This window comes from Streptomyces sp. NPDC047042 (assembly GCF_040644035.1).
Taxonomy (GTDB): domain Bacteria; phylum Actinomycetota; class Actinomycetes; order Streptomycetales; family Streptomycetaceae; genus Streptomyces.
The window spans coordinates 274,627-287,354 of the sequence record NZ_JBEYVP010000009.1 but is presented as its reverse complement, the minus strand read 5'-3'; the positions used below and the strand labels follow the sequence as shown (position 1 = coordinate 287,354).

9 protein-coding genes are annotated in these 12,728 nt (G+C 70.6%); 2 read left to right on the top strand and 7 right to left on the bottom strand.

From position 1 onward, the window contains the following. Nucleotides 1-80 precede the first annotated feature (80 nt). The 7 genes from ABZ855_RS13145 to ABZ855_RS13115 all read right to left on the bottom strand — a co-directional run bounded on the left by ABZ855_RS13145 (nucleotide 81) and on the right by ABZ855_RS13115 (nucleotide 10,126). The gene (locus tag ABZ855_RS13145) at nucleotides 81-3,686 is read right to left on the bottom strand and encodes a DUF4082 domain-containing protein (RefSeq protein ID WP_360805537.1); all 3,606 of its coding nucleotides are present in this window, start codon (nucleotides 3,684-3,686) and stop codon (nucleotides 81-83) included. A gap of 79 nt (nucleotides 3,687-3,765) precedes the next feature. Beyond that, entirely contained in the window at nucleotides 3,766-4,884 is a 1,119-nt protein-coding gene (locus tag ABZ855_RS13140; protein ID WP_360805534.1) for a DegT/DnrJ/EryC1/StrS family aminotransferase, read from the bottom strand. Beyond that, nucleotides 4,881-5,585, bottom strand: a complete 705-nt coding sequence (locus ABZ855_RS13135) for an acetyltransferase (protein WP_360805531.1) — start codon at nucleotides 5,583-5,585, stop codon at nucleotides 4,881-4,883. Before ABZ855_RS13135 ends, ABZ855_RS13140 begins: the two co-directional genes overlap by 4 nt. After that, nucleotides 5,582-6,721, bottom strand: a complete 1,140-nt coding sequence (locus ABZ855_RS13130) for a DegT/DnrJ/EryC1/StrS family aminotransferase (protein WP_360805528.1) — start codon at nucleotides 6,719-6,721, stop codon at nucleotides 5,582-5,584. The genes ABZ855_RS13135 and ABZ855_RS13130 overlap by 4 nt, the downstream gene beginning before the upstream one ends. Then, the gene (locus ABZ855_RS13125) at nucleotides 6,718-7,713 is read right to left on the bottom strand and encodes an NAD-dependent epimerase/dehydratase family protein (RefSeq protein WP_360805525.1); all 996 of its coding nucleotides are present in this window, start codon (nucleotides 7,711-7,713) and stop codon (nucleotides 6,718-6,720) included. The genes ABZ855_RS13130 and ABZ855_RS13125 overlap by 4 nt, the downstream gene beginning before the upstream one ends. Nucleotides 7,714-7,742: 29 nt before the next feature. Beyond that, a complete protein-coding gene (locus ABZ855_RS13120; protein WP_360805522.1) occupies nucleotides 7,743-8,798 on the bottom strand; it encodes a Gfo/Idh/MocA family oxidoreductase in 1,056 nt (351 codons plus the stop codon). 23 nt (nucleotides 8,799-8,821) lie between these two features. After that, entirely contained in the window at nucleotides 8,822-10,126 is a 1,305-nt protein-coding gene (locus tag ABZ855_RS13115; protein ID WP_360805519.1) for a sugar transferase, read from the bottom strand. A gap of 422 nt (nucleotides 10,127-10,548) precedes the next feature. Here ABZ855_RS13115 and ABZ855_RS13110 point away from each other — a divergent pair, with 422 nt between their 5' ends. Both ABZ855_RS13110 and ABZ855_RS13105 read left to right on the top strand, forming a co-directional pair. Beyond that, nucleotides 10,549-11,397 carry a glycosyltransferase family 2 protein gene (locus ABZ855_RS13110; protein ID WP_360805516.1) on the top strand — a complete coding sequence of 283 codons (849 nt, stop codon included), beginning with the start codon at nucleotides 10,549-10,551 and terminating at the stop codon, nucleotides 11,395-11,397. A 29-nt stretch (nucleotides 11,398-11,426) separates the two neighbouring features. Next, nucleotides 11,427-12,722 (top strand): MFS transporter, encoded by a 1,296-nt coding sequence (locus ABZ855_RS13105; RefSeq protein WP_360805513.1) that lies wholly within the window; start codon nucleotides 11,427-11,429, stop codon nucleotides 12,720-12,722. The last annotated feature ends 6 nt before the right edge of the window (nucleotides 12,723-12,728 follow it).

The following is a 12,728-nucleotide window of genomic DNA, read 5'->3' as shown; positions in this document are numbered from 1 at the left end:
CTTTGGTGCGTGCCTCGCCCCGGGCGGGCCGGCGCGCGGGGGGGGGGCGCCCCCCCCCCCCGCCGGTGGGTTGTGATCGGTCAGTTCTTCTTGCGGACGGTCTTGCTGGTCAGGCTCCAGACCCGCGACGCCACCGTGTGGCGCTGCTTGTCCTTGGCTATGACCGTGATCTTGAACCGCGTGCCGTCCGGCAGCGGGGCGGACAGATGGACGGACACCTTGTGGGTGGCCCGGTTGTAGGAGAGGACCGCCTTGACCTTGAGCTTCCCGGCGGCCGCTGCCTTCGCGCCCGGCAGGATGGTCACCGAGGCCTTCACCGTCGACAGCTTGGCCGTGCTGGGCACCGTGGTGACCAGGGCGTGCGCCGCGTCGGCGGTGCGCGCCAGCGTCGAGGTGGACGCCTCCGAGGAGGTGGTCGACGTCGCCAGCTGCGCGGACGGGTTGTCGGCGGTGAAGACGGGGCCGACCCAGTAGTTCGCGGATCCGTAGGAGCCGTTGGGGAAGGCCACGTCACTGCCGTACCGGTACAGCCCGTTGTGGGCCGTGCTGATGTCGGCGGTCGCGGTCAGCGGGTAGGACTTGTGGGCCGAGGCGAAGTAGCCGCCGTCCACCGCGTAGTTGCCGTTCGGCGCGTGGTAGGAGACGACGTACGAGGTGTCGGCGGCGATCGCCACCGGGTTCGCGAACGTCATCGTCTGCCAGCCGGTGGCGGACTCGGCGGTGAAGGTGCCGGAGGCGAGGAGCGTGCCGTCGGCGGCCCAGAGGCTGCCCGTGTGGGTGCCGGTGTTGGTGGCGCCCTTGTAGAAGGTGACACCGGTGACCCAGCCGCTCGCCGAGGACTGGAACCTGGTGCCCAGTTCGAGGGAGTTGGGGTCGTCGGTGACCGCTGTCCTGGCCGGCACCGTGCTGCTGTTCCACAGGGTGCAGGGGCAGGTGACCGCGGGCGGTGTGGAACTGGTGGTGAACGACCAGGTCACCGGCGCCGTCATGGCGTTGCCCCACAGGTCCTCGGCCTGGACGGACGCGGTGTACGTGGTGTGCAGTTCCAGCTCCGTCGACGGAGTGAAGGTCGCCTTGTTCGACGCGGGGACCGTGACGGCGCCCGGCACGGTGTTGCCGTTCGGGTCCTTCAGGGTGAACGTGAGTGTGTCGGCGTCGATGGCGTGGTCGAAGACGGCCGACACCGGTGCGGTGATGGCCGCGCTGGTCGCCCCCGAGGTCGGGGACGTCGAGGTGACGGCGGGCGGGGTCGTACTGGCCGTCGAGGTGTCCAGCACCACGTCGACCCAGTAGTTGCTGCCCGAGGACGCCGAGGACGGGAAGGCGCTGGTCGAGCTGTAGCGGTAGACGCCGTTGCCGCCGTCGGTGCCGGACTGGAGCGCGGTGAGCGGGGCCAGTCCGGCGGCGCTGTTCGAGAAGTAGCCGCCGTCGTAGGAGTAGCCGCCGTTGGGGGCGAAGTACGAGGCGACGTAGGTGGTGTTGGCCTTGACGGTCACCGGGGTGGCGAAGTTCAGCTGCTGCCAGCCGGAGGCCGTCTCGTTGGTGAAGGTGCCGGTGGCCAGGCGGGTGCCGGAGGCGCTCCACAGGCTGCCGGTGTGGGTGCCGGTGTTGGCGGGTGACTTGTAGAAGCGGACGCCGGTGATGGAACCGGCCACCGTGGTGCGGATCTTGACGCCGAGCTCCAGCGGGCCGCCGTCACCCGCGTTGATGGTGCCGGGCACGGCCGTGGCGGGCCAGATGGTGCAGGGGCAGGCCTGCGGGCCGACGGTCACCGGGCGGGTGGTGACGGCGCCGATGTTGACGCTGTCGTCGACCGCGCGGACCTTGATGGACGCGGCGCCCGGGGCGGTCGGCGTCCAGCTGTAGGTCCAGGACGTCAGTCCGGTGGCCGCGTTCCAGGTGGTTCCGCCGTCGGTGGAAACCTCCACTCGGGCCACCACGCCGCCGCCGGAGTCTCCGGCGGTACCCGTGATGGTGACCGGCTTCAGTGCCGGGACGGTGACTCCGGAGGCCGGGCTCGTCACGGTGATGGCCGGGCCGGTGGTGTCGGTGGTGGCCGTCGCGGCCGTGAGGTTGCTCTGCAGGGTCAGCGGCTGGACGCCCATGTCGGCGAAGATGTTCACCGTCGCCTGCTGCATCCGGGCGTCCTCGGTGACCACCACGTCCTCGGGGTCGTACGTGGGGAGGTTGGTGAGGCCCCACGACCACTGCACGGTGCCCGCGCCGAAGACCAGGGCCCCGGAGTCCTGGTCACGGAACTCGACGAGATTGTGCGTCGCCGTGCCGTTGCCGTACATGTTGCCCCAGTCGAGGCGGTACTTGCCGTCGTTGATGTCCACTGTCGTGGACGACACGGCGATCGCTCCGGCGGGCCTGGTGCTGTTGACGAGGTCGCTGTCCCACTCGTAGCCGAGGGTGCCGGTCGGGAAGGTGGCGGTCTGGCTCGGCGTGAGGTTGGCGATGGAGGTGTTGCGCCAGATCCGGTTCTTGCCGTACGAGCCGGGGACCGTGATCGCGTCGGCCCGGTAGCCGTTGACCGTGAACATGGAGCCGGTGAGGATGTTCGGCGGCTGGTAGGCCTGGCCGTACTGGGTGCTGGTCGGGTCCATCCAGGTGCCGGTCCAGGTGCCGCTGGGGTCGGCGATGCCGTTGCCCTGCACCATCTTGGTCATCTTGTAGCAGACCAGGGTCCGGTTCGCGGTGTTGGTGCCGTCGTTGCTCGCGGCGAGGCGGGTCTTCCAGAAGACCTCGTTGCCGCTGAAGAAGGCCTGCCGTACGCCGGCCTTCCTGGCCGCCAGGACGTTGGAGTACTGGCTCTGCGTCCAGTACTCGTCATGGCCGGAGGACAGGTACACCTTGTGCTTCGGCAGCAGGGTCGCGCCGTTGGTCGACACGTCCACGCCGGACAGGTAGCTGACGTCGTAGCCGTTGCGCTCCAGCCAGGACAGCATCATGAACTCGGAGCCGTAGATGCCGTTGTCGCCGCCGATGTCCAGCGGCCGGTTGTAGCTGACCTCGTAGGCGCGGCCGTCCGGCGCGGGGCCGCCGCCGCCGTAGAGGTCCTGGCCGCCGTAGTCGTTGTAGGCCTGCCAGGTCTGGTCGCTGGTCTGCACGACGATGTCGGAGGTGCTGGAGTCCTTGCGCACGACGAAGGGGTACGGCATCAGGCCGTCGCCGTCGTTCTGCGTCAGGTTGGCGATGTACAGGCCGGACACGGCGTCGCTGGGCACCGTCCAGTTCACCGTGACGGGCCAGTTGCCGCAGTCGACCAGGCCGGTGCTGCTCCTGGTGGTGCAACTGGCGGGGTTGTTGTTGTAGTTGGCCGGGTAGGTCACCGCCGCCTGGGCCGCGGTCGACACCATGCGCGCGCCGTCGCCGCCGTACCAGCCCAGGCGGTAGATCTCCACGTGGTACGGGACCGGCGACTGGATCTTGAACTGGACGGTGTCGCCCGCCTGGACGCTCTCCTTGGTGGTGAAGCCCTTGATGTCACCGTAGGAGTTGGGCGAATACCAGTCGGACATGGGGCTGCCCGGCTTGGAGTTCTCGCAGACGACCGGGTTCGAGCCGGCTCCGCACGGATCGGAGGCCGCCTGTGCGGGCAGGGCCTGCGGGAGCACCGCCCATATCAATGCTGCTACGACGGCGAGGCGCCCGCCCCGGATCCGTCTGCTCCATCTGTTCATGTGTACCTCTCAGCGGTGCTGTGCAGGGCCCGACCCTGAATGTCGGGGGTGGAGCGTGATTCGTGAATGTGGGGGCCGATCAGCTGTGGAGCGCCCTGGCGAGCGTCTCCACGACGCGCTGCTGCTGATCGGGGCTTATTTGGGGGAAGAGCGGCAGGGACAGGATCCGGTCCGCCGCCTTCTCGGCGTGGGGGAAGTCGCCGGGTGCGTGGCCGAGATGCCGGTATGCCTCGGTGAGGTGGACGGGGGCGGGGTAGTGCACGCCCGCGCCGATGCCTTCGGCGTTGAGCTTGCCGACGATGTCGTCACGGTCCGCGCCGGCGACCTGTACGACGTAGAGGTGCCACACGTGGGCGTTGTCGGCGTCCGTCGTCGGGAGCACGACCCGTCCGGCGGACGCGAGTTCGGCGAGCAGTTCGTCGTAGCGGGCCGCCGCCGCCCGCCTGGCCGCGTTGCCGTCCGCCAGCCGCGCCAGTTTCGCCCGCAGGACGACGGCCTGCAGGCCGTCCAGCCGGCTGTTGAATCCGGGCACGTCGTGGCGGTACTTGGCGACGCCGCCGTGGTTGGCTATCGCGCGGATCAGTTCGGCCGACTCGTCGTCGTCGGTGAGCACGGCGCCCGCGTCGCCGTAGGCGCCGAGGTTCTTGCCCGGGTAGAAGCTGGTCGCCGCGATGCCGCCGCTGCCGGGGGTCCGGCCGTCGCGGGTGGCGCCCTGGCACTGGGCGGCGTCCTCGACGACCCTTACGTGGTCGGGGAGTTGGGCGGCCAGCTTCGTCACTTCGGCCATCTGTCCGTACAGATGCACCGGTACGACCGCCCGGGTGGCGGGGCCGACCGCGTCCAAGGCGGCCTCGGGGTCGAGGAGGTAGGTGTCGGGCAGGCAGTCCGCGAGGACGGGCCGTGCGCCGATCCGGGCCACGGCGCCCGCGGTGGCGATGAAGGTGTTGGCGGGTATGACGACCTCGTCACCGGGCCCGACCCCGCTCGCGCGCAGGGCGAGTTCGACGGCGTCGGTGCCGTTGGCGACGCCCACGCAGTGCGCGACGCCGCCGAATTCGGCGTACTCGCGCTCGAACGCCTTCACCTCGTCGCCGCCGATGAAAGCGGTGTTGGCCAGGACTCGTTCGAATCCGGCGCGCACCTCGTCGGCGACCTCCTGATGGGCCGCCTTGAGGTCCACCAACGGAATCTGGTTCATGCGACTGGTCCCCCCAGTTGCTGTGTCAACAGTTGCTGTGTCAACAGTTCGTCGAGCGCGGGCGCCGCCGCCTCGCGCAGCCGTCGGGCCGGGCTCCCCACCCAGACCTCGCCCGGCGGTACATCTTCGAGCACGGCGCTTCCCATCCCGATCAGCGACCAGGCGCCGACCACCGTGCCCTCCCTGACCAGGGCACCGGAGCCCACATAGGCGCCCCGCTCCAGCCGCGCTCCCCCGCCGAGCCGGACACCGGAGGCGATCGTGGCGAAGTCCTCGACCACGTCGTCATGGGTGAGGACGACGTGCGGCATCACCGCGACCTGCGCGCCCACCCGCACGGCGGCGGTCAGGACGCAGTGCGCGAGCAGCACCGAGCCCGGACCGACCTCCGAGGTCGCCGACACCGACGCCGTCGGGTGGATCACGGTGGCGTAGCGGTCCGCGGGCAGGGCCAGCCGGCGCACCAGCCGGGCGCGGGCCGCGTAGTCCCGGGGGTTGCCCACACAGATCACGACGCGCGCCTCGGGCAGCTCGTGGACCAGGTCGCAGCCGCCGAGTACGGGCACGCCGTCGACCTCGGTACCGTGCAGGCCGGCGTTGTCGTCGAGGTGCCCGAGCAGCTCGATGTCACCCGCGTCCCGTACGGCCTGTGCGGTCTCCCGGGCGAAGCCGCCCGCGCCGATGATCAGAAGTCCGCTCATCCACGGGCCTGTTCGCGCAATGCCGCGACGACGCGGTCCTGCTGTGCCTCGGTGAGCGTGTGGAACAGGGGCAGGATCAGCGAGTCGCGGCTGATCCGCTCGGTGACGGGCAGCGGGGCGCTCGGGTGGCCCGCGTAGGCGGGTTCGAGGTGCGAGGCCATGATTCCGCGCCGGGCGGAGACGCCGGCCTCGGCGAGCGCGGCGAGCAGGTCGTCCCGGCCGACCGGGAAGTCCTCGGCCAGCAGCACCCAGTACGACTGGAAGTTGCTCTGCCCATGCTCGGGGTCGCGTACGGGGGTGAGTCCGGGGACGTCCCGCAGCAACGCGTCGTAGCGGGACGCCAGTTCGCGGCGGCGGGCGATCATCGCGTCGAGCTTGCCGAGCTGGACCAGGCCGATCGCGGCCTGGACGTCCGTCATCCGGTAGTTGTAGCCGACCTCGAGGTAGCTCTCCAGGACCGGCTTGCTGCTCGAATGCCGTTCGGCCGCCGAGGCGTTCATGCCGTGCTCGCGCAACCGGCGCAGCCGCGCGGCCCATTCGGCGTCGTCGGTGGTGATCATGCCGCCCTCGCCGGTGGTGACGAGCTTGCGGGGGTGGAAGGACCAGGCGGCGATCAGCGCGCCCTGTCCGACGGGCTTGCCGCCGACGGTCGAGCCGATGGCGCAGGCCGCGTCCTCGACGAGGGGCAGGTCCCAGTCGGCGCAGGCGGCGCGCAGACTGTGCACATCGGCCGGGACGCCGCCCTGGTGGACGGCGAGGACGGCCTTGGTGCGCGGGGTGCGGACCGCGTCCACGGTGGCCGCGGTCAGGTTGCCGGTGGCGGGGTCGACGTCGGCGAACACCGGCTCGGCACCGACGTAACGCACCGCGTTGGCGGTGGCGATGAAGGACAGCGACGGCACCACGACCTCGTCGCCGGGGCCGAGTCCGAGCGCGACGAGTGCGAGGTGCAGGGCGGTGGTGCAGGAGCTGACGGCGATGCCGTGCTCGGCGCCCACCCGCTCGGCGAACGCCTTCTCGAAGGCGGCGACCCGGGGGCCCTGGGCGACCCACCCGGACAGCACCGCGTCGGAGGCGGCCTTGGCCTCCTCCTCCCCGAGCCAGGGGATCATCACCGGGATGCGGTCGGTGCTCACTTGGCCGCCTCCTCTGCGGCGGCGTCGGCGGCGCGCTCGGCACGCCACCACTCGACCAGGTCCCGGAGCCCCGTCCGCAGGTCGATCCGAGCGGTGAAGCCGAGCCGCTCGGCGGCCTGGCTGGTGTCCGCGAGCCGCCGGACCACGCCGTTCACCGCGCGGGCGGGCCCGTGCTCCGGCTCCAAACCGGAGGCACCCATGGCCTCGAGCAGGCCGTCGGCGAGTTCGCGCAGCGAGGTCTCCGTGCCGCTCGCGACGTTGAACACTTCGTCGGTGACGTCCGACTCGGCGGCCAGCACGTTCGCTCTGGCGATGTCCCGTACGTCGACGAAGTCCATGGTCTGTGTGCCGTCGCCGAGGATCAGCGGCGGCTCGCCCGCCTCGATGCGCTCCATCCAGCGGATGAGCACCTCGGTGTAGAGGCCGTGGATGTCCATCCGGGGCCCGTAGACGTTGAAGTAGCGCAGCGCCACGTAGTCCAGGCCGTACATGGCGTGGAAGCTGCGCAGCATGCCCTCGTTGAAGGCCTTGGCCGCGCCGTAGAACGTGTCGTTGTTGTACGCGTGGTGGCGCTCGGTCGTCGGGAAGGTCTCGGCCATGCCGTAGACGGACGCCGAGGACGAGGCGATCACCTTGCCCACTCCGGCCTCGGCGGCGGCCTCCAGGACGTTGAACGTGCCGTCGACCATGACCTCGTTGGCCAGCCGGGGTTCCTGCGCGCACTGGGTGATGCGGATCGCGGCGAGATGGAACACCAGCTCGGCGCCCTCGGTGACCTTCCGTACGGTGGCGGCGTCCCGGATGTCACCCTCGACGATCTCCACGACCCCGCTGGGCAGGGCCTTGGCGAGGTTGGCGCGGCGTCCCCGGACGAAGTTGTCCAGCACCACGATCTCGCGCGCGCCGCCCTCGGCGAGGAGGTCGACCAGGTTGGAGCCGATGGTGCCCGCTCCCCCGGTGACCAGGATCTTCTTGCCTCGTACGCTGCTCAACTGCCCTGCCCTCTCAGTGAATGGGTACGTCAACGTCCGGCACGCAGGCCGACGACCGCGCCCTTGAACTCCAGGCTCCGGGAGGCCGCCTCGAGAATGTCCAGCACCCGCAGGCCCGCCCGGCCGTCGGTCAGGGGTGCCCGGCGCTGTCTGATCGCGTCGCCGAACTCGTCGACCATGCTGCGCAGCGCTTCCTTCTCGCCGATGGCGGGCGCGACCATGTCTCCGGAGCGGTACGAGACGAGCATGTCGCGGCGCTCGTCGGCGCCGATCTCCTGGGGCGCGGACAGGTCCACGCCCCGGTCGAAGATCGCCACGCGCTGGGCGGGGTTGAGGTCGTCCCAGATCAGGGTGCGTTTGGCGCCGCCGACCATGGTGGTGCGGACCTTGGTGGGCGACAGCCAGTTGACGTGCACGTGGGCGATGGCCCCGGTGTTGAGCTGGAGCGTCAGATAGGCCACGCAGGCCTGTCCGGCGCCGATCGGGTCGGCCCCGTGGGCGGCGACGGCGACCGGCTCGACGTTGTCGGGGAGGATGAAGTCCAGGATCGACAGGTCGTGCGGGGCGAGGTCCCACATGACGTCGATGTCCTTCTGGACCAGCCCCAGGTTGATCCGCACCGAGTCCACGAAGTGGATGTCGCCGAGTTCCCCGGAGCGGACCAGCTCGCGGATGCGGCCCACGGCGGGTGTGTAGCAGTAGGTGTGGTCGCACATCAGGGTGAGCCCGCGCTCCTCCGCCTCGGTGACCAGGCGCATCCCGTCGGCGTAGGTGGCCGCGAGCGGCTTCTCCACGAGGACGTGCTTTCCGGCGCGCAGGGCGGCCAGGGCGATGTCGAGGTGGGTGCCGGCGGGTGTGGCGACGGCGACGGCGTGCACCGACGGGTCGGCGAGCACGGCCGCGTAGTCCGCGGTGGCCTGGACGGTCGAGTAACCGCCGAGGACCCGCTGGGCGCGGTCCACGTCGAGGTCGCACAGCCAGCGCAGCCGGAACTGCTCGCTGGCCTGGAAGTTGCGGACGAGATTGGGACCCCAGTAGCCCGCCCCGACGACCGCGACCCCCAACGGCTCGCCTGTCTGCGTCACTTGGTTCCTCTTCCCTCGGTCCATCAGTAGGCCCCCGTTCCGCGCACCACGGCGGACCCGGTGCGCGCCAGAATCTCCAGGTCGAGTCCCATCGACCAGTTGTCCACGTATCCGAGATCGAGCCGGACCGCCTCGTCCCAGGGCAGGTCCGAGCGGCCGCTGACCTGCCACAGGCCGGTGAGGCCGGGCTTGACGAGCAGTCGGCGCTTGACCTCCGCCGGGTACTCCTCGACCTCCTCCGGCAGCGGCGGGCGGGGTCCGACGAGCGACATGTGCCCGCTGAGCACGTTGATCAGCTGGGGCAGTTCGTCGATCGACGTACGGCGCAGCACCGAGCCGACCCGGGTGATCCGGGGGTCTTCCTTCACCTTGAACAGCAGGCCGTCGCTGTTCTCGTTGAGGTGCTCCAGTTCGGCCCGCAGGGACTCCGAATCCGGCCGCATGGTACGGAACTTGAACATGGTGAAGTGGTCGCCGTAGCGGCCCACCCGCTGCTGCCTGAACAGCGTCGGCCCCTTGCTGTCCAGCCGGACGATCAGGGCGATCAGCAGCAGGGGCAGCGCGAGGAGCGCCAGGAGCACCGCCGCGAGCGACCGGTCCAGGATCTCCTTGGGCAGCCGGGAGAACCGGGTGAGATTGGGCGCCTGAATACGCACCAGCGGCACCCCGTTGGTGGGGCGCACCGCCAGCCGGGACGCCGACACGTCGGTGAGTACGGGGGCCAGCAGGAAGTCGACTCCCTGTACGGCGGCCGTCCAGGACATCCGGCGCAGGACGGAGGCGTCGGAGTCGGGGAACGGCAGGACGATCACGGTGCCGATGCCCATGACCCGGACCACGTCGTCCATGTCGCCCACGCCGCCGAGGACGGGGAGCCCCAACTTGTGGATCTCCGCCCGGTTCTTCGGGTCGCTCAGGCACACGCCGGCGACGTGCAGTTCCTGTGCGCCGCCGCGCCGCAGTACGGTGACCAGCTCCACGATCGCGTGAGCGGGCCCGACCAGGAGTGTCGCGCTGCGGTCACGGCCGCGTGCCCATCTTCGGTGGAGGCGGCGGCGGAGCGCGTAGCGGCCCGGCAGGGCGATCACGACAGCGGGCACCGTGGCCATGACCATGTCGTGGAGGAGCCCCTCGTCGTGCGCGAGGAGGTAGTGCACACCGGCGGCCAGCGCCGGCAGCGCGAGCGCGCCGCGGAGCACCCTTCGGTACTCCTCGGTTCCCAGCCCGAGGGCGGTGCGGTCGTAGGAGCGATGGACGAGCATGGCCAGGATCCAGGCCGGGGGCAGCACCAGGGCCACCGCCCAGCGGCCGTAGGCCGCGTGGATCAAGAAGGCCGCGACAACGGCTGCGAAACCGTCCGCGACCAGTAGGGCGAATCGATACTTCTGATCCCAATGTCTTCGGCGAGCTTCCGGCCTTCTGCGTCCCACGACCAGTTGCTCATGCGTGACCTCAATGGCCATGCTCCCCCCACCACATGCGCGGCTACCCCCCGATCGAAGTGCCCTCCACACAGCGACACTGGAAAGCAAGGGAGCTGCAGCGGTTCCCCAACCGCCTCACGCCCCCCAGCATGTATTTTCGTACAAGTTCAAATCCGTGCAAAATGCCGCACCGTGACATGTAGTCAAGGACAAGTTCCCCACCCAAACCGGTCCGGCGGCACTCAATCTAGACCACGAAACGCAGCGACGGGAACGGTTGAACGAAACACACATCGCATTAGTGACACTGACGGCATACTGCCCACGTGACGAGCATCGTGATTCCGGCCCACAACGAGGGGCAAGTCATCGGCAGACTCCTCGATTCGCTGCTGGCCGGCCCGGCCGAGGACGACACCGACATCGTGGTCGTGTGCAACGGTTGCACCGACGACACCGCCCGTGTCGCGGCGGCCCGCGGACCGCGCGTCCGAGTGGTCGACATACCCACGCCCTCGAAGCACGCCGCGCTGCGGGCGGGAGACGACCACGCGCGCGGCTTCCCGCGCGTCTACGTGGACGCCGACGTCGTGATCACGGGCGCAGACGTCCGGGCCCTCACCGAGCCCCTGGACGACGATAGTTCGGACATTCTCGCCACCGCCCCCGAGCGGCGGATCCCGCTGGCGGGCTGTGCCTGGCGGGTGCGCGCCTACTACCGGGTGTGGCAGCAGCTCCCCGCCGTGCGCGCCGGTCTCTTCGGCCGGGGTGTCATCGCGGTCTCCAAGGCCGGGCACGCCCGGATCGCCGCGCTCCCGCCGCTGATGGCGGACGACCTGGCGGCGTCCCTGGCGTTCGCCGCGCACGAGCGGCTCGTGGTCGACGGGGCCAGTGTCGTGGTCCACCCGCCGCGTACCTGGCCGGACTTGATGAAACGGCGGGTGCGGGCCGCGGTCTCGACGGCCCAGGTCGAACAGCACCAGGCGCCGCAGGAGGCCTCGGCGCGTACGAGCACGGCGGATCTGAAAGCCCTGGTCCGCAGGGATCCGAAGCTCGTCGTCAGTGTCGTAGTCTTCCTCGCGGCAGCGGTCGCCGCCCGGCGGAGGTCCGCCAAGGCGATCCGGGCCCAGGACTTCGGCACCTGGCTACGGGACGAGAGCAGCCGGCAGAACTGATCGCACCGCACCTGGAGTTCAACTCGATCATGTATCTCACCGACCGTTCCGCCCCCGCGCAGGCGGACACCGAACAGGGCCGAAGACGCGGACCGGGGCACCGGGTCGCCCCGGTCGTGCTCGTGCTGGGCTCGGTCAGCCTGATAACCGACATCTCCTCGGAGATGGTCACCGCCGTTCTGCCGCTCTACCTCGTCTCCACGCTCGGTTTCACCCCGCTGGTCTTCGGCACCCTCGACGGCGTCTACAACGGCGTCAGCGCGCTGGTCCAGCTCACCGGCGGTCATCTCGCCGACCGGGTGCGCAACCACAAGCTGATGGCCGGGCTCGGGTACGGCCTGTCCGCGCTGTGCAAGCCGCTGCTCCTGCTCGTGAGCAGCGTCGGCGCACTCGGCACCGTGCTCGCCCTGGACCGCACCGGCAAGGGCCTGCGCACCGCCCCGCGCGACGCGATGATCTCGCTGTCCACCCCGTCCGAGAAACAGGGCCGCGCCTTCGGCGTGCACCGGGCGATGGACACCACCGGCGCGATGCTCGGCCCGCTGGCCGCCTTCTTCATCCTGCGCGCGGCGACCGACGGCTACGACGCCGTGTTCGGCGTCAGCGCGTGCGTCGCGGTCCTCGGTGTGCTCGTGCTGGTGCTGTTCGTCCCCGGCAGGCGGCGAGACGCCCGGTCGGCCGACGCGGATGCGGATGCGGATGCGGATGCGGATACGGTCGCGGGCAAGCCGCCCGTGAACGTACGTGAAGCGCTGGCGCTGTTGCGGCTGCCACGGCTGCGGGCGCTCGCCGGCTGCGCCGCGCTGCTCGGCCTGACGACGGTCAGCGACGCCTTCGTCTATCTGCTCCTGCAGAGGCGCGCCGGCATCGGCGACGAGTGGTTCCCGTTGCTGCCGCTGGGCACCGCCGCGGTGTTCCTGCTGCTGGCCGTGCCCCTCGGCGCGCTGGCCGACCGGATCGGGCGGCGCACGGTGTTCCTCGCCGGGCACGTCAGTCTGCTGACCGGCTACGCCCTCCTGCTGTGGGCCCCGGCCACCCCCGCCCTGCCCTTCCTCGTGCTCGCCCTGCACGGCCTGTTCTACGCGGCCACCGACGGCGTGCTTCCCGCCGCCCTGGCCGACATCGTGCCCGAGCAACTGCGCGCCAGCGGCCTCGCCATCGTCGGGACCAGCCAGGCACTGGCCCGGTTCTGCTGCTCGCTGGCCTTCGGCGCCGCCTGGACCGTGTGGGGCGACGGTCCGGCGCTGGCCGGGTCGGCGATCGGTCTGCTGTGCTGCGCGGTCGTCGCGGGCGTGGTGCTGCGGCCGGCGGGCGAAACCCGATGACCACGA

What these genes read in the sequence shown, in the direction of transcription:
- ABZ855_RS13145 (WP_360805537.1), bottom strand. Translation starts at nt 3,686, where the DNA reads ATGAACAGATGGAGCAGACGGATCCGGGGCGGGCGCCTCGCCGTCGTA.
- ABZ855_RS13140 (WP_360805534.1), bottom strand. Translation starts at nt 4,884, where the DNA reads ATGAACCAGATTCCGTTGGTGGACCTCAAGGCGGCCCATCAGGAGGTC.
- ABZ855_RS13135 (WP_360805531.1), bottom strand. Translation starts at nt 5,585, where the DNA reads ATGAGCGGACTTCTGATCATCGGCGCGGGCGGCTTCGCCCGGGAGACC.
- ABZ855_RS13105 (WP_360805513.1), top strand. Translation starts at nt 11,427, where the DNA reads ATGTATCTCACCGACCGTTCCGCCCCCGCGCAGGCGGACACCGAACAG.